The 24196-nt window shown below is 72.9% G+C and carries 24 protein-coding genes; 15 read left to right on the forward strand and 9 right to left on the reverse strand.

Annotated features, from left to right (window positions below; genetic code table 11):
- The first annotated feature begins 9 nt into the window (after positions 1 to 9).
- Both galE and ACYQ0U_RS09745 read left to right on the forward strand, forming a co-directional pair.
- Positions 10 to 1014, forward strand: coding sequence for a UDP-glucose 4-epimerase GalE (gene galE, locus ACYQ0U_RS09740; protein WP_459972115.1), 1005 nt, complete (start codon positions 10 to 12; stop codon positions 1012 to 1014).
- Entirely contained in the window at positions 1011 to 1418 is a 408-nt protein-coding gene (locus ACYQ0U_RS09745; RefSeq protein WP_459972117.1) for an N-acetylmuramoyl-L-alanine amidase, read from the forward strand. The genes galE and ACYQ0U_RS09745 overlap by 4 nt, the downstream gene beginning before the upstream one ends.
- Here ACYQ0U_RS09745 and ACYQ0U_RS09750 read toward each other — a convergent pair whose 3' ends face one another.
- Positions 1419 to 2036 (reverse strand): TetR/AcrR family transcriptional regulator, encoded by a 618-nt coding sequence (locus ACYQ0U_RS09750; protein ID WP_459972119.1) that lies wholly within the window; start codon positions 2034 to 2036, stop codon positions 1419 to 1421.
- Positions 2037 to 2093: 57 nt separating this feature from the next.
- Here ACYQ0U_RS09750 and ACYQ0U_RS09755 point away from each other — a divergent pair, with 57 nt between their 5' ends.
- From ACYQ0U_RS09755 to ACYQ0U_RS09775, 5 genes are all read left to right on the forward strand, one after another.
- Positions 2094 to 2582 carry a class III extradiol ring-cleavage dioxygenase family protein gene (locus ACYQ0U_RS09755; RefSeq protein ID WP_459972120.1) on the forward strand — a complete coding sequence of 163 codons (489 nt, stop codon included), beginning with the start codon at positions 2094 to 2096 and terminating at the stop codon, positions 2580 to 2582.
- Entirely contained in the window at positions 2579 to 3235 is a 657-nt protein-coding gene (locus ACYQ0U_RS09760) for a dihydrofolate reductase family protein (RefSeq protein WP_459972122.1), read from the forward strand. The genes ACYQ0U_RS09755 and ACYQ0U_RS09760 overlap by 4 nt, the downstream gene beginning before the upstream one ends.
- A 17-nt stretch (positions 3236 to 3252) precedes the next feature.
- Complete coding sequence (locus ACYQ0U_RS09765) at positions 3253 to 5817, forward strand: reprolysin-like metallopeptidase (protein ID WP_459972125.1); 2565 nt, start codon at positions 3253 to 3255, stop codon at positions 5815 to 5817.
- Between the two features lie 133 nt (positions 5818 to 5950).
- The gene (locus ACYQ0U_RS09770) at positions 5951 to 6994 is read left to right on the forward strand and encodes a hypothetical protein (protein WP_459972127.1); all 1044 of its coding nucleotides are present in this window, start codon (positions 5951 to 5953) and stop codon (positions 6992 to 6994) included.
- Positions 6995 to 7187: 193 nt separating this feature from the next.
- On the forward strand, positions 7188 to 7817 hold the full coding sequence (locus tag ACYQ0U_RS09775; RefSeq protein ID WP_459972129.1) for a hypothetical protein: 630 nt from the start codon (positions 7188 to 7190) through the stop codon (positions 7815 to 7817).
- A gap of 22 nt (positions 7818 to 7839) precedes the next feature.
- Here the strand turns inward: ACYQ0U_RS09775 and ACYQ0U_RS09780 are convergent, their stop codons facing one another.
- Positions 7840 to 8331, reverse strand: a complete 492-nt coding sequence (locus ACYQ0U_RS09780) for a thioesterase family protein (RefSeq protein ID WP_459972131.1) — start codon at positions 8329 to 8331, stop codon at positions 7840 to 7842.
- Positions 8332 to 8377: 46 nt separating this feature from the next.
- Here ACYQ0U_RS09780 and ACYQ0U_RS09785 point away from each other — a divergent pair, with 46 nt between their 5' ends.
- A complete protein-coding gene (locus ACYQ0U_RS09785) occupies positions 8378 to 9334 on the forward strand; it encodes a hypothetical protein (RefSeq protein ID WP_459972133.1) in 957 nt (318 codons plus the stop codon).
- An 18-nt stretch (positions 9335 to 9352) separates the two neighbouring features.
- On the opposite strand, the gene typA is transcribed toward ACYQ0U_RS09785, so the two are convergent.
- Positions 9353 to 11242: a translational GTPase TypA gene (gene typA / locus ACYQ0U_RS09790; RefSeq protein WP_459972135.1), complete on the reverse strand. Its 1890-nt coding sequence runs from the start codon at positions 11240 to 11242 to the stop codon at positions 9353 to 9355.
- Positions 11243 to 11335: 93 nt separating this feature from the next.
- Between typA and ACYQ0U_RS09795 the strand changes: the two genes are divergently transcribed.
- The 3 genes from ACYQ0U_RS09795 (at position 11336) to ACYQ0U_RS09805 (ending at position 15864) form a co-directional block, all read left to right on the forward strand.
- Positions 11336 to 11803 (forward strand): PPOX class F420-dependent oxidoreductase, encoded by a 468-nt coding sequence (locus ACYQ0U_RS09795; protein WP_459972138.1) that lies wholly within the window; start codon positions 11336 to 11338, stop codon positions 11801 to 11803.
- 64 nt (positions 11804 to 11867) lie between these two features.
- Positions 11868 to 14606: a hypothetical protein gene (locus ACYQ0U_RS09800; protein ID WP_459972140.1), complete on the forward strand. Its 2739-nt coding sequence runs from the start codon at positions 11868 to 11870 to the stop codon at positions 14604 to 14606.
- A 16-nt stretch (positions 14607 to 14622) separates the two neighbouring features.
- Positions 14623 to 15864 carry a protealysin inhibitor emfourin gene (locus ACYQ0U_RS09805; RefSeq protein ID WP_459972142.1) on the forward strand — a complete coding sequence of 414 codons (1242 nt, stop codon included), beginning with the start codon at positions 14623 to 14625 and terminating at the stop codon, positions 15862 to 15864.
- A 73-nt stretch (positions 15865 to 15937) separates the two neighbouring features.
- On the opposite strand, the gene ACYQ0U_RS09810 is transcribed toward ACYQ0U_RS09805, so the two are convergent.
- Positions 15938 to 16627: an aspartate/glutamate racemase family protein gene (locus tag ACYQ0U_RS09810; RefSeq protein ID WP_459972144.1), complete on the reverse strand. Its 690-nt coding sequence runs from the start codon at positions 16625 to 16627 to the stop codon at positions 15938 to 15940.
- Between the two features lie 12 nt (positions 16628 to 16639).
- Entirely contained in the window at positions 16640 to 17386 is a 747-nt protein-coding gene (locus tag ACYQ0U_RS09815; protein ID WP_459972146.1) for an SDR family NAD(P)-dependent oxidoreductase, read from the reverse strand.
- 70 nt (positions 17387 to 17456) lie between these two features.
- Here ACYQ0U_RS09815 and ACYQ0U_RS09820 point away from each other — a divergent pair, with 70 nt between their 5' ends.
- From ACYQ0U_RS09820 to ACYQ0U_RS09830, 3 genes are all read left to right on the forward strand, one after another.
- Positions 17457 to 17795 carry a hypothetical protein gene (locus ACYQ0U_RS09820; RefSeq protein WP_459972149.1) on the forward strand — a complete coding sequence of 113 codons (339 nt, stop codon included), beginning with the start codon at positions 17457 to 17459 and terminating at the stop codon, positions 17793 to 17795.
- A gap of 64 nt (positions 17796 to 17859) precedes the next feature.
- Positions 17860 to 19122, forward strand: a complete 1263-nt coding sequence (mshA, locus tag ACYQ0U_RS09825; RefSeq protein WP_459972151.1) for a D-inositol-3-phosphate glycosyltransferase — start codon at positions 17860 to 17862, stop codon at positions 19120 to 19122.
- Positions 19119 to 19637 (forward strand): type III secretion system chaperone family protein, encoded by a 519-nt coding sequence (locus tag ACYQ0U_RS09830; protein ID WP_459972153.1) that lies wholly within the window; start codon positions 19119 to 19121, stop codon positions 19635 to 19637. Before mshA ends, ACYQ0U_RS09830 begins: the two co-directional genes overlap by 4 nt.
- Positions 19638 to 19732: 95 nt before the next feature.
- Here the strand turns inward: ACYQ0U_RS09830 and ACYQ0U_RS09835 are convergent, their stop codons facing one another.
- From ACYQ0U_RS09835 to ACYQ0U_RS09845, 3 genes are all read right to left on the reverse strand, one after another.
- On the reverse strand, positions 19733 to 20671 hold the full coding sequence (locus ACYQ0U_RS09835) for a DMT family transporter (RefSeq protein WP_459972155.1): 939 nt from the start codon (positions 20669 to 20671) through the stop codon (positions 19733 to 19735).
- Between the two features lie 76 nt (positions 20672 to 20747).
- Positions 20748 to 21425 (reverse strand): response regulator, encoded by a 678-nt coding sequence (locus ACYQ0U_RS09840; protein ID WP_459972157.1) that lies wholly within the window; start codon positions 21423 to 21425, stop codon positions 20748 to 20750.
- Positions 21422 to 22576 (reverse strand): sensor histidine kinase, encoded by a 1155-nt coding sequence (locus ACYQ0U_RS09845; RefSeq protein ID WP_459972159.1) that lies wholly within the window; start codon positions 22574 to 22576, stop codon positions 21422 to 21424. Before ACYQ0U_RS09845 ends, ACYQ0U_RS09840 begins: the two co-directional genes overlap by 4 nt.
- Positions 22577 to 22697: 121 nt before the next feature.
- On the opposite strand from ACYQ0U_RS09845, the gene phoU reads away from it, so the two are divergent.
- The gene (gene phoU / locus ACYQ0U_RS09850; protein WP_459972166.1) at positions 22698 to 23360 is read left to right on the forward strand and encodes a phosphate signaling complex protein PhoU; all 663 of its coding nucleotides are present in this window, start codon (positions 22698 to 22700) and stop codon (positions 23358 to 23360) included.
- An 85-nt stretch (positions 23361 to 23445) separates the two neighbouring features.
- On the opposite strand, the gene ACYQ0U_RS09855 is transcribed toward phoU, so the two are convergent.
- Positions 23446 to 24189 carry a phosphoglyceromutase gene (locus ACYQ0U_RS09855; RefSeq protein ID WP_459972168.1) on the reverse strand — a complete coding sequence of 248 codons (744 nt, stop codon included), beginning with the start codon at positions 24187 to 24189 and terminating at the stop codon, positions 23446 to 23448.
- Between the last annotated feature and the right edge of the window lie 7 nt (positions 24190 to 24196).

The raw sequence follows: 24196 nt of genomic DNA on the forward strand, positions 1-24196 counted from the left end.
GTGGCCGGCATGAAGATTCTCGTCACCGGCGGCGCCGGCTACATCGGGTCGGTCACCGCCAAGGCGCTGGAGCAGGCCGGCCACACGCCCGTCATCCTCGACTCGCTGCTCACGGGTCCCCTGGCCTTCGTCAAGGACCGGATCTTCTACGAGGGCGACATCGCCGACCGGGCGCTCGTCCGCCGCGTGATCGACGAGCACCCCGACATCGAGGCGACCATCCACATGGCCGCGCGCATCGTCGTACCGGAGTCGGTGGAGAAGCCCTACGAGTACTACCGCGACAACGTCGCGAAGTCCCTCGAGCTCTTCGACGAGCTCAACCGCCTCGGCAAGCCGCGGGTGCTGTTCTCCTCGTCGGCGTCGCTCTACGCCATGAAGGACGACTTCGAGGTCACCGAGGAGGACGCCCTCGAGCCGCCGTCGCCCTACGCGCGCACCAAGCGGATGATGGAGCAGATCCTCCAGGACATGGCGGTCGCGACCGACCTGCGCGCGATCATCCTGCGCTACTTCAACCCGATCGGCTCCGACCCCGACCTCGAGTCCGGCATCTACGCCAAGGAGCCGTCGCACGTGCTCGGCCAGCTGGTGATGGCCGCGCGCGGCCAGAAGGACGCGTTCACGATCACCGGCGTCGACCACCCGACGCGCGACGGCACGGGCATCCGGGACTACATCCACGTCTGGGACCTCGCGCGCGCCCACGTCCGCGCGATCGAGGAGTTCGACGCGGTGATCGCGGCGGCCGGCGCGCCGAGCGTCGTCATCAACGTCGGCACGGGCGAGGGCGTGACGGTGCGGGAGCTCGTCGCCGCGTTCCAGAACGTCTTCGGCCAGGAGGTGCCGCTGCGCGAGGCGCCGCCGCGTCCGGGCGACGCGGTCGGTGCGTTCGCCAACGTCGACCGCTCGGCCGAGCTGCTCGACTGGCGCACCGAGCTGTCGCTGGAGGACGCGATCGCGTCCGCGCTGGCGTGGGGTGAGAAGCGCCAGGAGATCCTGGGGTACGAGTGAGCCTCGCGGCGCTCCTCCTCGCGCTCGCGCCGGCGAACCCGATCGGTGGTTTCGAGACAGGCGCCGGCGCGCCTTCCTCGACGACCGGGGGCGAGGCGGAGCCGCTGGCGGGCAAGGTCGTGGTGCTCGACCCGGGCCACCAGCTCGGCAACCAGCACCACCCGCGCCGCACCAGCCGTCCGGTGCCGGCCGGTGGCTTCGAGAAGCCGTGCAACACCGCCGGCGGCGACGGGCTCGGCTTCCGCTCCGACCTCGGCACGCTCAACCTGTCCGACGTACCGACGGTGATGGTCGAGCTCGGCAACATGCGCAACGCGCGGGACGCGCACCGGATGACCACGCCGCAGGGGCGGCAGCGGTACGCCGACGCGCTGCTCGGAGCGGTCCGGCGGTTCCTGGGCTGACTACCGCCGCATCCCGCCGAGCAGGAGGCTGGCCAGCGCATCGGCCCGCTCTGCGATCGCCTCTTCGCTGAGATTGCGGCCCTCGAGGCGCAGGGTGAGGGTCTGCAGGATTACCGAGCCCCAGATGCTGTGGGCGATCAGGTCCGAGGAGACGCCGGAGGGCACCTCCTCGCGCCCCACCGCGCGCTCGAGGACCAGCCCGACGTTCCCGATCTGGACCTGCGCGACCGCCTCGCTGAATCGCCCCAGTCGCGCCGGCGCCCCGGCGGTGTCGATGAGGATCCGCAACGACGCCCAGCCGTCCGGCCGCAGGAAGGACTCGAACACGTTGATCGCCAGCTGGCGCAGATCGCCATGCAGGGAGCCCGTGTCGACCGTCCCCAGCGGATCGGTCGTGCCGCTGACCGCGTCGGTCAGCAGGCTGTCCCGGTCCTGCCACCGCAGGTAGACCGTCGACTTGCCGACGCCCGCGCGGCGCGCGACGCCATCCATCGTGAATCCCGACCAGCCGTGCTCGCCGTACTCCTCGAGGGCGGCGTCGATGATCCGCTTCTCCGCCCCCGGGGTCCGTGGACGGCCGCGGCCCCTGCGCGGGGTCTCGTCCTGTGTCGTGGACATGGCTGATTGAACCTCAGAAATGCCGGTCATGTGGGGACGATCGCTAATCTCCAGTCCATGTCGTGGGGGTCGAGGGCGGTGCTGGTCCCGGGGGCGCTCGCGCTGCTCCCAGAGTACGCCGGCATCGAGGACCCCGTCGCGGACCTGCGGGCCGCCTGTGAGCGCGCCGTCGGGCGGCTCTCCGGGGACGTGACGGTGCTGGCCTCGGCGCAGGGCCGACGGGTCGCCGCCCACCTCCTGGACCGGGTGGCGCGGTCGGGCGACGCACCGACGTACCTCGCCGTCGGCAACGGCTCGGCCAAGCGCACCGAGAAGGCGCCGGGCCACGTCGACGACCGCGCCGTCGCGTTCGACGACGCGCTCGGTGCGGCGCTGCGGTCCGGCACGCTCGCCGGCCTCGACCTCACGCTGGCCCCGGACCTGTGGGCCGACACCGACGCAATTGCGTCGCTTGCGCAGGTGCTGCCTCCGGGCCTGCCCGCGACCGTGGACCTCGAGGCCGACCCGTTCGGCGTGCGGTACTGGGTCGCGAGGTGGGAGTGGTGAGGGTCCTCGTCGGGACGCCGGACGCCGACCTGGCCACGCTCTACGCACCACTCGCGGACCCGTGGCTGCGGGTCAACATGGTCGCGACGGTCGACGGCTCGGCGACCGGTGAGTCCGGTCGCAGCGGCTCGATCAACAACGAGCCCGACCACGTCGTCTTCGAGCACCTGCGCGCGACCGCCGACGCGATCATCGTGGGCGCCGGGACCGCGCGTGCCGAGGGGTACGGCGTCGCGGCGGTGCCGCTCGTCGTGGTGAGCCGTCGCGGCGACGTGCCGGAGCAGCTGCGGGGCGCGCCCGCCGGCTCGGTGCTCCTGGCGACCTGCGGGCACGCCGAGCGGCTCGAGGAGGCGCGGGCGGCGCTCGGCCCCGACCACGTGCTCGTGCTGGGCGCCCACCGCGTCGACCTCGAGGCCCTGCGTCGGGCCCTGGTGGACCGCGGCTGGACCCGGCTGCTGGCCGAGGGGGGACCGCACCTGCTGCGCGACCTGCTCGCCGCCGGCGTCGTCGACGAGCTCTGCACGACGACGGTGCCGCGGCTGATCGCCGGCACCCACCCGCGCATCACGGACGGCCCGCCCGTCGACGTACCGCTGCGCCTGCACACCCTGCTCGAGCAGGACGGCACGATTCTGGCCCGGTGGCTCACCTGAGCCCCTAGGCTCTCGCCATGCCGCGCCCGTTCCGGTCACTGACCGTCGCCACTGCCGCAGCGCTCGCCGCCACCGCCCTGGCGCTCGCCGGGCAGTCCGCGGAGGCCGACGACGCGGTCTTCCGGTCGGTCCCGGGCTTCGCGCCGGACGGCTCGCGGGTCCGCGTCGACCCCGAGCAGTACACCGCCGTCCGGGTCGACACGGACCGGCTGCGCACGCAGCTGGCCGGCTCCGACGTCGTGTCGGTGCCGACACCGGATGGCGGGCTCGAGCGGTTCGAGGTCGAGCCGACCGCGGTGATGGCGCCGGGCCTGGCGAAGCGGCACCCCGAGATCCGCACGTGGGCCGGCCGCTCGCTGGACCACCCGGGCACCACGATCGCCCTCGATCTGACCCCGATGGGCTTCCACGCCTCCGTGCGCGGAGCGGGCGGCCAGGGCGCCTGGTACGTCGACCCGGCGTACGACGCCCGCGGCACCGCCACGCACCTGAGCTACCGCGGCGCCAGCGTGCCGCGTCCCGAGGAGGAGTTCGCCGAGCAGCAGCTCAAGGGCGTCCAGCGGGCCATCGACCGCCGCGCCCGCACCGGCGCGGCCCGGGACGAGGCGACGGTCGAGCAGCGCGTCTATCGGCTCGCGCTGCTCTCGGACCCGCAGTACTCCACGTACTTCGGCGCCGCCAACGTGGTCGCCGAGAAGGTCACGCTGATCAACCGGGTCAACCAGGTCTACAACGACGACCTGGCGATCAACCTCCAGCTGATCGACGGCACCGACGAGCTGAGCCTGGACTCCGAGGCCGAGGCGACCGGGGCCAACGGCCCCTGCGGCGCCCACCCGTGCTTCGACGTCGAGGACAGGGCGGTCGGCTTCCCGGGCGACCTGGACGTCTGCTGGCCCGGCACGCTCGTGCGGATGCCGACCGTGCTCGGCCAGCTGGTCGGCGCGTCGGCGTACGACGTCGGCCACGTCGTGCTCGGCGACAACGGCGGCGGCATCGCCGGCCTCGGCGTCGTCGGCGGCGAGGCGAAGGCGATGGGCTGCACCGGGCTCCCGGAGCCGCAGGGTGACTTCTTCGCCATCGACTACGTCGCGCACGAGCTGGGCCACCAGTTCGGCGGCAACCACACCTTCAACGGCCGGCGCGGCGCCTGCGCCGGCGGCAACCGGGCGAAGATCGCGTCGGTCGAGCCCGGCTCGGGCTCGTCGGTGATGGCCTACGCCGGCATCTGCGGTGCGGACGACCTCCAGCCGCACACCGACCCGTACTTCTCGCAGCGCACCATCTCGGAGGTCGCCCGGCAGGCCACGGCCGACCTGGGCGGTGTGGTCGAGGTGCAGACGGTCTCGCTGACCGGCTTCGACACCGACGGCGAGTCGATCTCGCTGGGGTACGGCGACGCGGCGCCTGTGACGCTCACGCGCGGCGAGGACTACGACGCGGCCGGCATCGAGGCCGCGGTCGAGCAGCTGACCGCCGTGGACGTCACGGTCGCGGGCTGGGGCTACGACGCCAACGACAGCTTCGAGACGTTCCCGGCCCCGTTGACCGAGCCCGACGACACCGGCTTCACGGTGATCTTCGCGGGTGACCCGGACCCGGCGACCGAGGCCAGCGACCGCCTCGACATGGCGTCGCTGACGGTCACCGGCGGCTCGGCCGGCGTGTCCGGCGTGGTCGGTGAGACCGCGCAGGGCGGCCCGAACGGCAACGGCGGCCACGAGGTCGCCACCACCGACAACCACGCGCCGGTCGTGACCGCGCCGGCGACGCGGACGATCCCGATCCGGACGCCGTTCACGCTGTCCGGCTCCGCGACCGACGCGGACGGCGACCCGCTCACCTACCTGTGGGAGCAGAACGACACCGGCGGCGCCGGCGGCACGATGCTCACCAGCAACAACCGCCGTACCGGCCCGCTGTTCCGGATCTTCGGCCGGTACGCCGACGTCACGCCGGAGGGCACGCTGGAGAGCCCGTCCCCGGGCCAGAACCACGCGACCGGCACCGGCAGCACGCGCACGTTCCCGGACCTGCGGCAGGTCCTCAGCGGCCACACCAACGCCCGCACCGGCCGGTGCCCGGCCGTGCCGAGGACGCGGGAGAGGCCGCTCAAGGACCTGCGGGTGCTCAACTGCTACTCGGAGTTCCTCCCGGTCAAGGGGTACGTCGGCACCGCCGGCTCCGACCGGCCGGCGATGCACTTCCGCCTCACCGCGCGCGACGGCGCCCCCGGTGGCGGCGGGGTCGGCCACGCCGACGTGACCGTGCGGATCGACCCGAAGGCCGGGCCGTTCCTCGTCGACTCGTTCGGCAAGAGGGGGCGGCGGGTCGCGGGCGGCTCCGAGCGGGTGATCCGCTGGCAGGTGAACAACACCCGCAAGCTCGCGCCGTACGTCGAGATCCTCCTGTCCCTCGACAACGGCCGCACCTGGAACCACGTCCTCGCCCGGAAGGCGAAGAACGACGGCGCCAAGCGGGTCCTCATCCCCGCCGTCGCCACCGACCGGGCCCGGATCATGGTCCGCGCGCTCGACAACTACTTCTTCGACGTGAACGACAGGGCGTTCGTGGTTCGCTGAGCTCCGCTTGGGATAGTCCCTGACCGTCGAGGGGTCGACACGCCGTCCGGACCCCTCGAACGTCAGGGACTACCCCAGAAGGAGCCTGTGGAGGAGCGACTCGGGCATTCGTCAAAGCGGGCAGAGTCCCGACATGGATCTGTCCGAGGTGTCGCGTGGAGTCGTCGTCCCCGCGCGCGTCGACGCTTCGGGCCAGACCGGCCCGACCAGGGACCAGGCGCGCGGGCCCTTCTGGCGCCGCACGGGTCGCGGCTTCTACGTGCCCGCCGACGTCGACGGGACGAACGTCGAGCAGCGGATCGTGGAGGCGGCGGCCGCGCTGCCGGAGGAGTGGGGCGGCGTCACGGGCTGGGCGGCGCTGGCCTGGCAGGGCTCGACCTGGTTCGACGGGACGCCGTGGGGCGGGGGAGTCCCGCGCCCGGTCACCCTCGCGATCGGTGGCAACCGCTGGGCGCGGCCGCAGGCGGGGTTCTTCGAGACCTCGGAGGAGCGGCTGTCTCCGCGCGACCTCGTCGTGGTCGACGGGTTGCGGGTGACCACCGCCGTGCGGTCGACCTGGTTCGAGATGCGGTACGCCGCCGACGAGCGTGACGCCGCGATCACGCTGTCGATGGCGTGCTTCAACGACGCGGTGTCGCTCGACGAGATGGCCGAGTACGCGCTCAACCTGAACGGCTGGACCGGCATCCCGAAGGGACGGGCGGGACTGGCGCTCGGTACGGAGAACGCCTGGTCCCCGCGCGAGGTCGCGATGGCCCACGTCTGGCAGCTCGACGCGGAGCTCGGACGACCGCTCCACAACGTCCCGGTCTTCGACCTCGACGGGCGGCACCTCGGCACGCCCGACGTGCTCGACCCGGTGACCGGCGTGTGCGGTGAGTACGACGGTGCCCTCCACCTCGCCGGCGTACGACGCGCGAAGGACGTCGCCCGCGAGGGGGACTTCCGGGCGAGCGGCCTGGAGCCCGTCACCATGCTCGCCGGCGACGTCCGCGACCCGAGCCGCTTCATCGAGCGGCTGCGAGCTGCCTACGACCGGGCCGGTGACCTCCCCGACGCGCGTCGCCGCTGGACCCTCGAACGGCCGGACTGGTGGATCGACACCACGACCGTCGCCGCCCGCCGTGCGCTCAGCCCGCGGCTGCGGGCGCGGCTGCTCGCGCACCGGGCCGCGTGAGGGGTCCTCGCCGGGGTAGTCCCTGACGAGATGGGGGCCGACACGCCGTCCGGACCCCCACTTCGTCAGGGACTACGCCAAACGGGCAGGTCCACAAGCCGAGCGAGGAGCAGCCCCGACGAGCTCGGATGCAGCCAGGTTGGCCGGATCGCCGACCTGCTTCGTTGGGTTGCCCTAGCCTTCGCCTGTGCGGATGGATTGGTTGCCGGTCTCGGCAGCCCTGTTGCTGACCGGGGCGCTCGCGTTCTGTGCCGGCGTCTTCCTGCTGCCCTCCTCCGAGGACGGCGACGCCGGCGACACCCTGCGCATCGTGCAGGAGTCGGGCGGCCAGTGGATGGTCGCGGCGACCGTGCTGTTCCTCGCCTCGGTCTGCCTCACGCTCGGCCTGCCGGCGATCATGACGCTGATCCAGCGCCGCGGCTGGCGCATCGGCGTCGTCAGCGGGATCGCCCTCGAGATCGGGTTCCTCGGCACCGCGGGCTTCGCCATGCTCATGGTCTTCTTCCGCGCGCTGGTGGAGGCCGACTCGATCGACACCGGCAACTTCGACGCCGTCGCCTCCGAGGCCGGCCTCGCGGTGTTCCTCTACGTCTGGATCGTCGGGCTCTACCTCGGTGAGCTCCTGCTGGCGCTCGCGCTCCTCCGGGCCCGGACCACGCCGCGCTGGGTGCCGCTGGCCCTGGCCCTCCACGTCGTGGCCTCCCTCGTCAGCCAGGGGCTCCCGGACTACGTCGGCAAGGCGACGGCGCTGCTGTTCCTGCTCGCGTTCGCCGGGATCGCGATCCAGACCACGTCGCCGGGAACCCGGCGCGGCCTCGGCTGAGCGCCACCGCGGCGCTCGACGGTCAGCGGAGCTTCAGGGACCCCGAGGTCGTCGCCGGGAACGACAGCGCCGCGTCCTGCGCGATCCGCTCGTCGAGGGCGGCCGCGACGTCGTCGGGCCAGGGAGCGGTACGCCGCGTGCTCATGTCGATGTGGAGGAAGATCTCCTCCATCACGCAGCTCAGCCGCTGGTGGGTCTCGTCGAGGAGGTACACCAGGGCGTGCGCGGCCCGCTCGGACCGGCCGAGCAGCCGGACCCGGGTCGACATCCGGTCGCCGGTGCGGAGCTCGGCGAGGTAGGTGACGTGGTGCTCGGCCGAGAAGCAGGCGTGGCCCTGCGCGGGCCAGTTCTGCGGGATCCCGAGGGAGACCAGGGACTCGTCGAGGCCCTCGCTCGCGATGCCGGTGTAGTGCCGCACGTTGAGGTGCCCGTTGACGTCCTCGAACGCGATCGGCACGGGCTGCTCGGCGTACGCGGGGAGTCCGGCCAGCTGGTCGTAGGTGGGGTGGCTCACGATCGGCGACCTTACCCCCACACCCCCGCAGGCCTAGGGTGGCCCGGTGACCACCGGGGACCGGGCCAGGCAGGCGCACGAGGAGCTCGCGGCGGCCCTGGAGGCCGTCGCTGAGCACGGACGGGTGAGCGGTCGCCTCCAGCGGGCCCGCGTCGCCGAGGACGACGCGCAGCGGGCGGCGACCGAGGCACGCACGCGGCTCGCCCGCGAGACCGCCGAGGTCGCGGCGCTCGAGTCGTTCAGCCCGACGCGGATCTGGGCGACCCTGTGCGGTCGCCGCGACACCGATCTCGACCGCGAGCAGGCCGAGCGCCAGGCGGCGGAGTACGCCGTCGCGCGGGCCGACGCCTGGCTGCAGTCCGCCCACGACGAGGTGCGCCGGGCCGAGGCCGAGCTGGCCGCGCTCGGCGACGTGCACGCGCGGCGCGAGCGCGCCCTGACCGCCGTGGAGGACGCGCTGGTCGCCGCCGGCGGTCCGGTCGCGGACGACCTCACCCGGATCGCCGGTGAGCTGGCGGGGACCCGGTCGGAGGCGACCGAGGTGGCCGAGGCGAGCGCGGCCGGGGGCCACGCGGCGTCCCGCCTGGACGCGGCGGGTCAGCGGCTCGGCTCGGCCGGCGGTTGGGCGACCTACGACACCTTCTTCGGCGGCGGGCTGCTCACTGACGCGATGAAGTACAGCCACATGGACGAGGCGCAGCGGCTGCTGCACGAGGCGGACCAGGCGCTGCGTCGCTTCGCCGCCGAGCTCGCCGACGTCGGCCTGCAGGTCGCGGTGGAGGGCCTCGCGGTCGACGGGCTCGCCCGGGCCTTCGACGTCTGGTTCGACAACATCTTCAGCGACTGGTCGGTGAAGTCCCGGATCCAGGAGGCCTCCCGGCGTACCCAGGAGGCGGCGCACCTGGTCGCCCAGCTGCGCCACCGGCTCGCCGACCGGAGCCGCGAGCTCGCCGACCGTCAGGTCGCCCTGGTGGCCGAGCGAGAGCGGCTGCTCGCCGGCTGAGACCCGCGAGCGTCGGCCCTACTTGTTCGCCTTACGCGCTCGGCTCGCAATCTTCGCCCGGTCGTTCTGGTCGAGGATGACCTTGCGGATGCGCACCGTCTCCGGGGTGACCTCGACGCACTCGTCGTCGCGGCAGAACTCCAGGCACTGCTCGAGCGACAGCTTGCGCGGCGGGACCAGCTTCTCGAAGTTGTCGGAGGTGGCGGACCGGATGTTGGTCTGCTGCTTCTCCTTGGTGATGTTGACGTCCATGTCGTCGGCGCGCGAGTTCTCGCCGACGATCATGCCCTCGTAGACCTCGGTGGCCGGCTCGACGAACATCACGCCGCGCTCCTGGAGCGAGGTCATGGCGTACGCCGTGGCCGCGCCCTTGCGGTCCGCGACGAGCGAGCCCGAGGCGCGCGAGCGGATCTCGCCGGCCCACGGCTCGTAGCCCTCGGAGATGTGGTGGGCGATGCCGGTGCCGCGGGTGGTGGTGAGGAACTCGGTGCGGAAGCCGATCAGGCCGCGCGCCGGGACCAGGAACTCCATGCGCACCCAGCCGGTGCCGTGGTTGGTCATCTGCTCCATCCGGCCCTTGCGGGTCGCGAGCATCTCGGTGATCGCGCCGAGGTACTCCTCGGGCGCGTCGATGGTCAGGCGCTCGACGGGCTCGTGGACCTTGCCGTCGACCTCCTTGGTGACCACCTGCGGCTTGCCGACGGTGAGCTCGAAGCCCTCGCGGCGCATCTGCTCGACGAGGATCGCCAGCGCCAGCTCGCCGCGGCCCTGGACCTCCCAGGCGTCCGGGCGCTCGGTCGGGAGGACCCGCAGCGACACGTTGCCGACCAGCTCGGAGTCGAGGCGGTCCTTGACCAGGCGCGCGGTGACCTTCGAGCCCTTGACCTTGCCGACCAGCGGCGAGGTGTTGGTGCCGATGGTCATCGAGATCGCCGGCTCGTCGACGTGGATGAGCGGCAGCGCGACCGGGTTCTCCGGGTCGGCGAGCGTCTCGCCGATGGTGATGTCGGGGATGCCCGCGACCGCCACGATGTCACCCGGCCCGGCGGACTCGCCCGGCTTGCGCTCGAGGCCCTCGGTCACGAGGAGCTCGGTGATGCGGACGTTCTTCACCTCGCCGTCGCGGCGGATCCACGCGACGGTCTGGCCCTTCTTCAGGTTGCCCTGCTTGATGCGCAGCAGCGCGAGGCGGCCGAGGAACGGCGAGGAGTCGAGGTTGGTGACGTGCGCCTGGAGGGGCGCGCCCTCGTCGTACGTCGGCGCGGGGATCGTCTCGAGGATGGTCTTGAACAGCGGCTCGAGGTCGGGGGAGTCCGGCAGCTCGCCGTTCTCCGGCGCCTCGAGTGCGGCGACTCCGGCCCGGCCGGAGGCGTAGACGACCGGGAAGTCGAGCGCGTCCTGGCTGTGGTGCTCGTCGAGCAGGTCCATGAACAGCTCGTAGGTCTCGTCGACGACCTCGGCGATCCGCGCGTCGCCGCGGTCGGTCTTGTTGACGACGAGGATCACCGGCATGTCGGCGTTCAGGGCCTTGCGCAGCACGAAGCGGGTCTGCGGCAGCGGGCCCTCGGAGGCGTCGACGAGCAGCACGATGCCGTCGACCATCGAGAGGCCGCGCTCGACCTCGCCGCCGAAGTCGGCGTGGCCGGGGGTGTCGATGATGTTGATCGTCATCGGCTGGCCGCCGGCGGCCGGGCCGGCGTAGTGCACGGCGGTGTTCTTCGCGAGGATCGTGATGCCCTTCTCGCGCTCGAGGTCGCCGGAGTCCATCACTCGCTCGGCGACACCCTCGGCCTGGTGCTCGGTGAAGGCACCGGCCTGCTTGAGCATGGCGTCGACGAGGGTGGTCTTGCCGTGGTCGACGTGGGCGACGATCGCGACGTTGCGCAGGTCGCTGCGAGAGGTAGGCACGAGGATCGAGTCTAGTTGTTCCGCCTCCGTCGACCCGCATCCCCGATGCCCGCGAACGCAGGGGGCGCACTCCGGCATGCCTAGGCTGGGGGCATGCCGAGGATCGCCACCAACGACCGCGTCGACCGCGACCAGCTGCTCGACTTCGTCCGCACCCGGCACCACCTGGTGCTCGTGACCACCCGCGCCGACGGCCGCCCGCAGGTCTCGCCGGTCACCGGCGGCGTGGACGCCGACGGACGGATCGTCATCTCGACCTACCCCGACCGGGCCAAGGCCGTGAACCTGCGCCGGGACCCGGCCGCGTCCGTGCTGGTGCTCTCCGACGAGTGGGACGACGCCTGGGTGCAGGTCGACGGGACCGCCGAGGTGCTGGACATGCCCTCGTCCGAGGCCGAGGACGGCCTGGTCGAGTACTTCCGCTGCATCAGCGGCGAGCACCCGGACTGGGAGGAGTACCGCCAGGCGATGCGCCGGCAGGGCAAGTCCCTGCTGCGGATCACCGTCGACCGGTGGGGTCCGGTCGCCACCGGCGGCTTCCCGCCCGACCGGACACCGTGACCGGTCCAGTCCTCCGGTCCAGTCACCTCCGGTAGACCGGCCGGATCGCGCCTAGGCTGCCGCCGTGCGCGGCTTGCCCCCCTTGGGCCGCTGGATCGGCCTTGCCATGATCTGCGCCGGGCTCGGGACGGTGTCCGTGGCGCGCCCGGACATGGCCGCGGCCGTCGCCCCGCGAGCCTCCGCCGACCGCCCGACCGCGGTCGCCATCTCCTCCGACGGGACCGCCTACGTCGGGTTCGCCGGCGGTGACCGGATCCGGCGCCTCGCCGCCGGCACCGGCAAGCCCCGGGGGACGCTGAGGCTCCCGGACAGCAGTGCCGTCGCCGGGCTCTTCGCCACCAGCGGCGGCTCGGTCTGGGTGGACCAGGAGAGCGGCGTCTCGCTGCTGGGGCGCAACGGCCGCGTGCTCACCAGGTTCGGCCACCGGCCCGAGCGGAGCTGTGGGGCCGCCGCGCCCGCATCGCGCTACGGCGGCATCACCGCCCACGGCGACACCGTGTACGTCGCCAACCGCTGCCACGGGAGCGTCTCGGTCTACTCCCGGAAGGGTCGCCTCCGCGCGACCGTCGACCTGCCCGGGCGTGGCTATTCCCGGGGCATCGCCTACGGCGTCGCCCAGGACGGCCGGCCGGCGACGCTGTACGTCGCGATGCCGGACCGGGGCGTCGTGCTGGCCTACCGGGCGTCGTCGCTGCGGAAGTCCTCCAGGCCGATGCGCGCCTACACGGTCAAGCGGCCCGTCGGCGGCAGGAAGCCCCAGCCGGCCGGCGTGGCCGTCGACAAGAGGGGCCAGCTGACCATCGCCGACCGGGCGAACAACGCGCTCTACCTGGTGGACGCCAACAACCACTTCTCGCTCTACCGCACCCTCGGGCACCCGCCGCGGGCGAGCCGCGAGGCGGGGCGGCTGAACACGCCCGGCGCCATCGCGCAGCACCCGCACGACGGCAGCGGGATCGCCGGCGACCTGTTCATCGCCGACACCAACAACACCCGCGTCCAGCGCTGGGACAACGGGGGGTACACGTACTGGGCCAAGCAGGTGAACGCCGCTGGTGACGGCCCCCGCGGCCCCAGCGGCCCGGACCATCCGGACCCCCCGACGGCCGAGGGCCCGGTCAACCAGACCCTGCCCTCGATCACGGGCACCGCGGCGGTCGGGCGGGTGCTCGTCTGCTCGGAGGGCACGTGGATCGCCCCGGGCGGTCCGGCGGGCGGCACGGTCGAGTTCACCTACCGCTGGCGCCGGGACGGGGCCAGGATCCCGGGAGCCACCGCGCCGACGTACGCCGTGGTCCAGGACGACGACGGCACGGCGCTGGACTGCGTGGTGCGGGCGGAGAACCACTTCGGCTACCGCGAGGCCACCTCGCTCCCGATCACCGTCGGTGGGGGCACGGGCGGCGGCGACCGCCCGACCAACACGACGCGGCCCGCGATCACGGGCAGCCCCACCGTCGGCGCGACGCTGGCGTGCGACAGGGGCGTGTGGACGGGCACGTCCCCGACGTTCTCCTATCAGTGGAGGCGCGACACCGCCCCGATCGCGGACGCGACCTCGCCGAGCTACACGGTCGTCGCGGCCGACGGCGGCACGACGCTGACCTGCACGGTCACCGCGACGACGTCGGCCGGGGGAACCTCGGCGACGTCCGCAGCCTTCGCGATCGGGGGAGCCACCGCAGGGCCGGCCAACACCTCGCCGCCGTCGATCTCGCCGGCCGGCCCGGCGGCCGTCGGCACCCCGCTCACCTGCAGCCCCGGCGCCTGGACCGGGGCGACCCAGCCCTACGCGTACGCCTGGCGCCGCGACGGCCTCGCGATCGTCGGCGCCACTACGGCGACGTACACACCGACCGCCGCGGACGCCGGCAGCAGGCTCGTCTGCCTGGTGATCGCCAGCAACGACGTCGGCAACGCCGCCGCCACCTCGCCGGACGTCACCGTCGTCGACGCGAACCCGCCGACGAACGCCGGTGGGGCCGCGGCCCCGACCCTGTCCGGCTCGGGCGCGGTCGGCACCGCGCTCACCTGCAGCAAGGGCACCTGGACCGGCACGGGCATCGACCACCGCTACTCGTGGAACCGGAACGGTGCTCCGATCGCGGACACGAGGTCGGACAGGTACGTCGTGCTGAGCGAGGACCTGGGGACGAGCATCTCCTGCACGGTGACCGCGAGGAACGCCGCCGGGACGCGGACGGCCACGACCGCCGGCATGAGCCTCGACGGCATCGTCGGGGGCGCCCCGGCACCGGGCGCGGCCCCGGCGATCACGGGGACGGCGGCCGTCGGCCAGACGCTCACCTGCGACCCGGGCACCTGGACGAATGCCCCGACCGGCGTCACCACCCTCTGGCAGCGCGACGGCGAGACCGTCGGCACCGGCCCGACCTGGGTCGTGGTCGCCCCGGACACGACGGCCACGCTGCGCTGCCTGGTCATCGCGTCGAACGCCGCGGGCGCGGGCGCGGCCCGCTCGACCGGGGTCGGCGGGGGCGCGTGCCAGGGTGCGACCGGCGTCGTGATCAACGGTGGCGCCGCCGACACCATCTCGCCGCACGTCCAGCTCTCGATCCGGGTGCCGGCCGGCACGACGTCGATCTCGATCTCGAACCGGTCCGACATGTCGGGTGCGCAGACCGTGAGCCCGTCGGGCACGTGCACCTACGCCTGGACGATGGACTCGGTCCCCGGCCTGCCGCTGACCTGGTCGGTCTACGTCCGGCTCGACGGCACCGGCACGATCTACTCCGACGCGATCCGGATCGACCAGCCGGTGTCGCGGTTCGGCCTCTGGTGAATGCCATGCTGATCGCATGACGTGCCGGTTCGTGCCGCCCTACCTGCTGGAGCGGGTCGCGCCGCAGAGCCTCGTCGTCGACGCCGGACTGCGCGGGCGGCGTACCGCCCTGCATCTGGAGGGCCGGTCCCCCAGCCTGCCCGGGCGTCCTGCCTGGGTCGTGCACTCCGCCGACAACGACACCGGGCTGCCGGGGCGCCGGGTGCGCGCCGCCGGCGAGGAGGAGTCGGGAGACGTCGCCGTCGACGAGGCCGCGGCGGGCATCGAGGGCGCGCTCGCGCTGTTCGGTGAGGTCTACGGGCGGTCGTCCTACGACGGCCACCGGGCCCGCGTCAGCCTGACCGTGCACTACGGGCGCGACTACGACAACGCCTTCTGGGACGGCACCCAGCTGGTCTTCGGCGACGGCGACGGCCGGGTCTTCGACCGGTTCACCAGGCCCGTCGACGTCCTCGGGCACGAGCTCACGCACGCGGTGACCGAGCACTCCGCCGGGCTGCGCTACCGCCAGCAGTCCGGTGCGCTCAACGAGTCGGTCTCCGACGTCTTCGCCGCCTGCCTCAAGCAGCGCCTGCTCGGCCAGACGCCCGACGAGGCCGACTGGCTGATCGGCCAGGGGCTCTTCCTGCCCGGCGTCGAGGCCCGCGCGCTGCGCGACATGGCCCAGCCCGGCACGGCGTACGACGACCCGGTGCTCGGTCGCGACCCGCAGGTCGCCCACCTCGACGACTACGTGGTCACCGACGACGACAACGGCGGGGTCCACATCAACTCCGGCATCCCCAACCGGGCCTTCCAGCTCGCCGCGACCTGGATCGGCGGCTCGTCCTGGGAGGGCGCCGGCCGGATCTGGTACGCCGCCCTCACCGGTGGCGAGGTGCAGGCGGACACCGACTTCGCCGGGTTCGCCGCGGCCACGGTCGCGGCGGCGGCCGAGCACGCCGACGACGTACGCCGGGCCTGGGCGACGGTGGGCGTCGTGCTCCCGACCCGGCGGGTGAGCGTGCGGCGCACCGGCGGGTTCGCCGGGCTGCGGGTCGGCGGCGAGGTCGACCTCGACGGCGACGACCCGCGCGCGGCCGAGGTGGCCGACCTCGCTGGCCGGGTGGACCTGCGAGCGCCGACGGCGGACGGCGACACCCCCCAGGCCGACCGGTTCGTCTACGACTTCGACGTGTGCGGCGAGTGCGTCCGGGTGCCCGAGCAGCACCTCACGGCCGACCTGCGGCGACTGGCGGACGTGGTGCTGGCGCGGTAGTCCCTGCCGGAATCGGGGTGTGGGCGCTCCCAACCCCCGGAACGTCAGGGACTACCCCAGTTCCGGGCCAGTGTCAGGCCAGCGCGCGGTCCAGCGCGGCCGCGACGTGGAGGGTCGTGCAGGGGAACACCGGGATGTTGGCGTCGGCCTGGCGGACCAGCAGCTCGAGCTCGGTGCAGCCGAGGATCACGCCGCCGGCGCCGGCGTCCCAGAGCTCGTCGATGAGCGAGACCATCGTGCGGCGCGAGGAGTCGAGGACCTTGCCGTGCACCAGCTCGTCGTAGATGACCCGGTTGACGGTCTCGTGGTGCCGCTCGGCCGGCACGTGCACGGTGAGGCCGTGCGAGGCGATCCGGTCGGTGAAGAACGACCGCGACATCGCGAACGTCGTGCCCAGGAAGCCGACCTGGCTCAGCTCCTGCTCCTTGCACGCGTCGGCGACCACGTCGGCCAGATGCACCATCGGGATGTCGACGGCGTCGGCCACCTGGTCGGCGACCCGGTGGAAGGTCGTGGTGCAGAGCAGGAGGAAGTCGGCGCCCGCCGCCTCGACGCCGCGCGCGGCCCGGACGAGGATCTCGGCGACGTCGTCCCAGCGCTCCTCGGCCTGGAGGGCGGTCACCTCGGCGAAGTCGACCGACACCATCGCCGTCCGGGCCGACGCGAGGCCGCCGAGCCGCTGCTCGACGCCCTGGTTCAGCGCCTCGTAGTACGCCGCACTGCTCTCCCAGCTCAACCCGCCGACGAGTCCGATGGTCTGCATGGGAGCACTCTGTCAGAGAACGCGGTGCACCTTGTGCTGGGACGCCTGCGCCTTGGGACGGATCACCAGCTCGTCGATGCTGACGTGCCTCGGGCGGGTGACCATCCAGGTGATGGTCTCGGCGATGTCGTCGGCGGTGAGCGGCTCGGCCACGCCCGCGTAGACGGCGTCGGCCTTCTCCTGGTCGCCACCGAACCGGACCACCGAGAACTCCTCGGTCCGCACCATGCCCGGCGCGATCTCCATGACCCGGACCGGCTGGTCCACGAGCTCGAGGCGCAGCGTCTCGTTGACGACCTTGGTGCCGTGCTTGGCGGCGGTGTAGCTCGCGCCGCCCTCGTAGGCGACGCGGCCCGCGGTCGAGCCGACGTTGAGGATCACGCCGTCGCCGGTCGCGACCAGCGCGGGCAGCAGCGCCCGGGTCACCTGCATCAGGCCGATCACGTTGACCTCGTAGGTACGCCGCCAGTCGTCGGTGTCCGCCTCGGCCACCGGGGTGGCGCCGAACGCACCGCCGGCGTTGTTGACGAGTACGTCGAGGCGCCCGCCGACCGCGGCCGCCAGCCCCGCGACGGAGTCGGCGTCGGTCACGTCGCAGACCACCGCCGTACCCCCGATCTCGGCGGCGAGGTCCTCGATCCGGTCCCGGCGCCGGGCGGCGCAGAGGACGTGGAAGCCCTGCGTGGCGAGGTGGCGGGCGGTCGCGGCACCGATGCCGCTGCTCGCCCCGGTCACCACGGCGCTCCGCGTCTGCTCCATGAAGGCCATTCTGGTCGGCCCGGCCAAGTGCTGGCACACTGACCTGTCGTTCTCGGAAGGTGGGTGTGCGATGCGCGCTGCGGCGGCGGTGGCCGGACTGCTCGGCGGCCTGTGCTGGGTGGGTGCCCTGCGGATGGACCTGCTCGCGGTGCTCGGCGCGGCCCTGCTCGCGATCGCCGTGCTCGGCGCCGGCGCCGCCCTGGTGAGCCGCAGCGCCGTCGGGCTGCGGGTCCTCGTGGCCTTCTGCTTCCTCGCGCTGGTCGCCTCGGTGCTCCAGGTGCTCCGCGACAACGTCGACCCGGACGTCGTGCTGGCCGCGGCGGGCGTCGTCGCCGTGGTCGTCGCCGGCCTCGCGCTGGCGCGTCGGCCCCCCCGCGAGCAGCGCGTCGGCGGATCGCACGCGGCGTGATCGGGAATCATCCGTCTCGCGTACTTGTTCACCGTGGTTGACCTGTAGTCCCGACGAACCCGAGGTGCCCGTGGACGCGATCCGGCGTGTGGCGATGATCAGCCTGCACACGTCCCCGCTCGACCAGCCCGGCACCGGCGACGCGGGCGGCATGAACGTCTACGTGATCGAGCTGTCCAAGCGGCTCGCGGCACGGGGCATCGAGGTCGACATCTTCACCCGCGCCACGAGCTCCTCGCTCGACCCGGTCGTCGACTGCGGCGGGGGCATCGCCGTCCGCCACATCCATGCCGGCCCGTTCGAGGGACTGACCAAGGGCGAGCTGCCCGGCCAGCTCTGTGCGTTCGCCCGCGAGGTGCTGCGGGCCGAGGCCGCGCAACCGGTCGGCCACTACGACGTCGTGCACTCCCACTACTGGCTCTCCGGCCAGGTCGGCGCCCTCGCGCGCGACCGCTGGGGCGTCCCGCTCGTGCACTCGATGCACACGATGGCCAAGGTCAAGAACGAGGCGCTGGCCGAGGGCGACAGCCCCGAGCCGGTCGCGCGCGTGATCGGCGAGGAGCAGGTGGTCGCGGCCGCCGACATGCTCGTCGCCAACACCGACCTGGAGGCCAAGCAGCTGATCAACCTGTACGACGCCGACCCCTCGCGCGTCGAGGTCGTCCACCCCGGGGTGGACCTCGACGTCTTCCGGCCGCGCGACAAGGGGCGGGCCCGTGCCGAGCTGGGCCTGCCGGGGGACGCGTCGGTGCTGCTGTTCGCCGGCCGCCTCCAGCCCCTCAAGGCCCCCGACGTGCTGCTCCGCGCGGTCGCCGAGCTGCTGCGCCGCGACCCCGGCCTCCGGGCCCGGCTGGTCGTCCCGGTCGTCGGCGGGCCCTCCGGCTCCGGGCTCGAGCACCCCGAGTCGCTCGCCCAGCTGGCCACGGGCCTCGGCCTCGACGACGTGGTCCGGTTCGTGCCGCCCGTCGCCCAGGACGACCTGGCCCGCTGGTGCGCGGCCGCGACCTTGGTGGCGGTCCCGTCCTACAACGAGTCCTTCGGCCTGGTCGCCGCCGAGGCCCAGGCCACCGGCACCCCGGTCGTCGCCGCGGCCGTCGGTGGCCTGACCACCGTCGTACGCGACGGGCGCAGCGGGCTGCTCGTCGACGGCCACGACGCGGGCACGTGGGCCGACGCCCTGGCCCGGGTGGTCGGCGACGACGACCTCCGCCTGCGGCTGGAGGCCGGGGCGCTCGAGCAGGCGCGCCGGTTCTCGTGGGAGCGGACCGCGGAGAGCACGCTCGACGTGTACGCCCGCGCCCGGGCCGACCTCAAGGAGACGGTGTGAACGACGCCGCCCAGGTGATCCGCGACCACCTCGCCGCGAGCGAGGTGGAGTACGAGGAGACCGCCGACGGCGTGTTCTCGTTCTCGCTGCCGGGGGAGAAGAAGCTCCAGACCGCCGTCCGCCTCGACGTCGGCGAGCACGCGCTCGGCGTCCACGCGTTCGTCTGCCGCGCACCGGACGAGAACCACGAGCGGGTCTACCGCTGGCTGCTCGAGCGCAACCTGCGGATGTACGGCGTCGCGTTCGCCCTCGACCGGCTCGGCGACATCTACCTCGACGGTCGCCTCCCGCTCGCCACCGTCACCCCCGACGAGCTCGACCGGCTGCTCGGCTCGGTGCTGACCTATGCCGACGAGTCGTTCAACACGATCCTCGAGCTCGGCTTCGCCTCCTCCATCCGCAAGGAGTGGGAGTGGCGGCAGCTGCGCGGGGAGTCGACGAAGAACCTGGAGGCCTTCCGCGGCCGGCTCGAGGCGGACGGCGTGGGGGTGTCGGACGGGGACCCGTCGGCGTAGTCACGGACGAAACGGTCGTCCGGGAGGTGGGAAGGTGCGGAACGTCCGTGGGTACGCCCCAGCGGCGACCTCGGCACAGGCCACGCCGCGCCGGGTCAGGCGGGCGGCGAGACCTCCGCGGCGCGGGTGCGTGGCTTGCGGCGGGCGACGGCCACGCCGACGAGGGCGAGCGCGCCACCGGCGTACGCCATCGGGGGCGGCGCCTCGCCCAGGAAGACCAGGCCCAGGACGATCGTGATCGGCGGCACCAGGTAGGTCGTGACGCCCAGGCTGCTGGCGGTCATGTGGCGCAGGGCGTAGGCGTAGGTCGTGAAGGCGATCGCGGTCGGGAAGACGCCGAGGTAGGCCAGCCACAGGCTCGACGACACCGGCGCGTCCTGGGCCTGGTCGATGAGCTGGCCGAGGAACGGCAGGCAGACGACCGCGCCGACCGAGCACGCCAGCCAGGTCACGTGGATCGCCGGGAGCTTGGCGACCAGCGGCTTCTGGAGGATCAGGCTGATCGAGTAGACGAACGCGGACAGCAGGCAGAGCGCGACGCCGACGACGTCGTGGTCGGAGCCGTCGCCACCGGAGAGGCTGATCAGCCCGACGCCGGCGAAGGCGAGCGCGAGGCCGCCGGCGAGGTACGCCGTGAACCGCTCGTTCAGGAAGATGGCGGCCAGCACCGCGATGAGCACGGGGGAGATCTGGATCAGCATCGCCGCGGTGCCGGCGTCGATCCGCCGCTCGCCGGCGTTGAGCGCGACGTTGTAGATGCCGAACCACAGCACGCCGATCGTGACGATCGAGACCCACTGCCGGCCGGTCGGCCGGGGCAGGCCGCGCGGGAGCGCGACCACGGCGAGGCAGAGAGCGCCGACGAGCAACCGCCCCAGCGACAGTGCGCCCGGCGAGAAGTCGTCGCCGAGGTAGCGGATGCCGACGAACGCCGAGGCCCAGAGCACCAGCGTGACCCCGACGGCCGCGAGCGGCAGCCAGGACGGCGGGGTGGTGCTGGTGGGGGCGGCCGGGGCGGCCGTCGTACTCGTCACCCGCTCAGCCTAGGGATGCCCGACCGCACCCGACACGCGGGTTTCGGACGTCGATGCGCGATCCGCCGCCAGTTCCTCAGAGGTCGAGCTTGTAGCCGAGCCCGCGCACCGTCACGAGGTACTTCGGCTCGCCCGGGTCGGGCTCGATCTTGGCGCGCAGACGCTTGACGTGGACGTCGAGCGTCTTGGTGTCGCCGACGTAGTCCGAGCCCCACACGCGGTCGATGAGCTGGCCGCGGGTGAGTACCCGGCCGGGGTTGCGCAGGAACATCTCGAGGAGCTCGAACTCCTTCAGCGGCAGCCGTTGGGTCTGGCCGTCGACGGTCACCACGTGCCGCTCGACGTCCATGCGGACCGGCCCGGCCTCGAGGGTCGAGGGAGCGACGTCCGGCTCCTGGCCGCGCCGGAGCACGGCCCGGATCCGGGCGACCAGCTCGCGCGGGGAGTACGGCTTGGTGACGTAGTCGTCGGCGCCCAGCTCGAGGCCGACCACCTTGTCGACCTCGTCGTCCTTCGCGCTGACCATGATCACCGGCACGCTCGAGGTCTGCCGGATCTGCCGGCACACCTCGGTGCCGGGAAGCCCGGGCAGCATGAGGTCGAGCAGGACGATGTCCGCGCCGTTGCGGTCGAACTCCGTGAGCGCGGAGTGGCCGTCGGCCGCGATCGCGACCTCGTACCCCTCCTTGCGGAGCATGTAGGCGAGAGCGTCGCTGTAGCTCTCCTCGTCCTCGACGACGAGCACTCGGGTCATCGGGTGGCCTCCTGGTTCCTGTGGGTGGTGCGCGCCGGGTGGTGGCGCGGCAGGGTCAGTGTGAACGTCGACCCCTGCCCCTCGACAGACCACACCCGGACCTCTCCGCCGTGGGTGGCCGCGACGTGCTTGACGATGGACAGCCCGAGACCGGTGCCCCCGGTGGAGCGGTGCCGGGCGGGGTCGACCCGGTAGAACCGCTCGAAGATGCGGTCGATCTCCCCCGGCGGGATGCCGATGCCCTGGTCGACCACCGAGATCTCGACCATGTCGTCGTCGGCCTTGGTGGAGACGAGGACCGTGGCGTCGCACTCGGAGTACGACACCGCGTTGGCGACGAGGTTGGCGACCGCCGCCGTGACCTGCTCCTCGCTGCCGAGGACCTCGAGGTGGGGCGTGCCGCCGGTGACGATCGAGATGCGCTTGGAGTCGGCGTCGATCGCGCTGGTGTCGACCGCGACCCGGATCACCTCGTCGAGCTCGACCACGCCCGGGGCGTCCAGCGGCTCGTCGCCCTGGAGGCGGGAGAGCTCGATGACCTGCTGCACCAGGCGCGAGAGCCGGTCGCTCTCGGTCAGCATCCGGTTCGAGAAGCGCTTCACGGCCTCGGGGTCGTCGGCCGCGTCGTGCACGGCCTCGGAGAGCAGCCGGATGGCGCCGACCGGGGTCTTGAGCTCGTGGCTGACGTTGGCGACGAAGTCGCGGCGGACCGCCTCGACCCGGCGCTCCCGGGTGCGGTCCTCGACCAGCGCGAGCACGAGTCGGGCGCCGAGGGGCGCGACGCGTGCGGTCACGTGCCGGGCGGGCGCACCGGGCCTGCTCATCAGCAGCTCGGTCTCGCGGATCTGGCCGTCGCGGCGTACCTGGCGCACCAGGTCGGCGAGGTCGTCGGACACCAGGGCGGTGCCGCGCACCAGCCCCATGGCGTACGCCGGCGCGGAGGCCTTGAGGACGACGTCGTCGTCGTTGACGACGACCGCGCTGCTGCGGAGCACCGACAGCACGGTGGCCACCCCGACGGGGACCACCGGCTCCTCGGCGGGAGCGGTCCGGTGCTGCTGGCGGTCGCTGACGTGCCACGCCAGCACGGCGCCGCCGGCGACAACGGCCCCGATGAGCGCCGCGAGGAACGCCTGCGTCGTCGCATCCACACCTGAACTGTACGAGCCGATTCACCTCGAGTTCGCCCGGAGGAGCCGGGCTTCGCGATGTTCACCCCGCGTTCATGCGTTCGCCCCGGCTGGTCATCTGGGCCACCTAGGCTCCGATGTCATGCGAGAGGCCTTCCACGAACAGCTCGACGGCATCTTCCGCGACCTCGCGGAGATCTGCGGGTCCGTCGAGACGTCCGTCCGGCTCGCGACCGAGGCGCTGCTCAGCGGCGACGCCGGGATCGCCGAGCGAGTCATCAGCGGTGACGCCGAGATCGACCGTGCCCGGGAACATCTGGAGGACTCCGCGTTCCTCCTGCTGTCGCTCCAGCAACCGGTCGCCAGCGACCTGCGGACCGTCGTCGCGGCGCTCCGGATGGTGAGCGACCTCGAGCGCATGGGCGACCTCTCCGTGCACGTCGCCAAGATTGCCCGGCTCCGCGTCCCGAACGTCGCGGTGCCCGGCCCGATGCGCCCGACGATCGAGCGGATGGCCCAGGTCGCCGAGGACATGGTCGGCCAGACCTCGAAGATCATCGCCGACCGCGACGTGGACGCGGCCGTGGCGCTGCGGGACGTCGACGAGGAGATGGACCGGCTGCGCCGGTCCAGCTTCGCCGAGCTGCTCTCCGCCGACTGGCCCCACGGCGTGGAGGCGGCGGTCGACGTGACCCTGCTGGGTCGCTACTACGAGCGGATCGCCGACCACGCCGTCTCGGTCGCGAACCGGGTCGTCTTCGTCGTCACCGGCGAGCACCCGACGTCGGCGGCCGAGGCATCCTGAGACGCAGGTCCGGCCGGGGTAGTCCCTGACGGTACCGGGGTCGACACGCCGTGCTGACCCCTCGAACGTCAGGGACTACCCCAGTTCAGCGTCCCTGGTTCGCGACAGCGGCGGCGGCAGCCGCGGCGGCGTCGGGGTCGAGGTAGCGGCCACCGCGGACGGTGGGCGTGAGGTCCTCGTCGAGCTCGTAGACCAGCGGCATGCCGGTGGGGATGTTGAGGCCGGCGATGTCCTCGTCGCTGATGCCGTCGAGGTGCTTCACCAGCGCGCGCAGGCTGTTGCCGTGGGCGGCGACGAGCACCGTGCTGCCCGCGCGCAGGTCGGGGACGATCGCGGACTCCCAGTAGGGCAGGAACCGCGCGATCACGTCCTTGAGGCACTCGGTGCGCGGCAGCTCGTCGCCGAGGTCGGCGTACTGCGGCAGGCCGGCCTGGGACCACTCGCTGTCGTCGGAGATCGGCGGCGGGGGTACGTCGAAGGAGCGGCGCCAGAGCATGAACTGCTCCTCGCCGTACTGCTCGAGGGTCTCCTTCTTGTTCTTGCCCTGGAGGTCGCCGTAGTGGCGCTCGTTGAGCCGCCACGACCGGCGCACGGGGATCCAGTGCCGGTCGGCGACGTCGAGCGCCAGGCCGGCGGTGTTGATCGCGCGGCGCAGCAGCGAGGTGTGCACGACGTCGGGCAGCAGGCCGGACTCGCGGATCAGCTCACCGGCACGCGCGCCCTCGGCGCGGCCCTTGTCGTTGAGCGGGACGTCGACCCAGCCCGTGAAGAGGTTCTTGGCGTTCCACTCGCTCTCGCCGTGGCGGAGCAGGACGAGGGTGTACGTCATCGGCCCT

The sequence above is a fragment of the Nocardioides pyridinolyticus genome, from assembly GCF_054653575.1.

Coding starts and splice junctions, on each gene's coding strand:
- ACYQ0U_RS09820 (WP_459972149.1), top strand. CDS start 17,457: ATGCGCGCTGCGGCGGCGGTGGCCGGACTGCTCGGCGGCCTGTGCTGG.
- ACYQ0U_RS09815 (WP_459972146.1), bottom strand. CDS start 17,386: ATGGAGCAGACGCGGAGCGCCGTGGTGACCGGGGCGAGCAGCGGCATC.
- ACYQ0U_RS09765 (WP_459972125.1), top strand. CDS start 3,253: ATGCCGCGCCCGTTCCGGTCACTGACCGTCGCCACTGCCGCAGCGCTC.
- ACYQ0U_RS09755 (WP_459972120.1), top strand. CDS start 2,094: ATGTCGTGGGGGTCGAGGGCGGTGCTGGTCCCGGGGGCGCTCGCGCTG.
- ACYQ0U_RS09770 (WP_459972127.1), top strand. CDS start 5,951: ATGGATCTGTCCGAGGTGTCGCGTGGAGTCGTCGTCCCCGCGCGCGTC.
- galE (WP_459972115.1), top strand. CDS start 10: ATGAAGATTCTCGTCACCGGCGGCGCCGGCTACATCGGGTCGGTCACC.
- ACYQ0U_RS09775 (WP_459972129.1), top strand. CDS start 7,188: ATGGATTGGTTGCCGGTCTCGGCAGCCCTGTTGCTGACCGGGGCGCTC.
- ACYQ0U_RS09795 (WP_459972138.1), top strand. CDS start 11,336: ATGCCGAGGATCGCCACCAACGACCGCGTCGACCGCGACCAGCTGCTC.
- ACYQ0U_RS09855 (WP_459972168.1), bottom strand. CDS start 24,189: ATGACGTACACCCTCGTCCTGCTCCGCCACGGCGAGAGCGAGTGGAAC.
- ACYQ0U_RS09805 (WP_459972142.1), top strand. CDS start 14,623: ATGACGTGCCGGTTCGTGCCGCCCTACCTGCTGGAGCGGGTCGCGCCG.
- phoU (WP_459972166.1), top strand. CDS start 22,698: ATGCGAGAGGCCTTCCACGAACAGCTCGACGGCATCTTCCGCGACCTC.
- ACYQ0U_RS09840 (WP_459972157.1), bottom strand. CDS start 21,425: ATGACCCGAGTGCTCGTCGTCGAGGACGAGGAGAGCTACAGCGACGCT.
- ACYQ0U_RS09810 (WP_459972144.1), bottom strand. CDS start 16,627: ATGCAGACCATCGGACTCGTCGGCGGGTTGAGCTGGGAGAGCAGTGCG.
- ACYQ0U_RS09750 (WP_459972119.1), bottom strand. CDS start 2,036: ATGTCCACGACACAGGACGAGACCCCGCGCAGGGGCCGCGGCCGTCCA.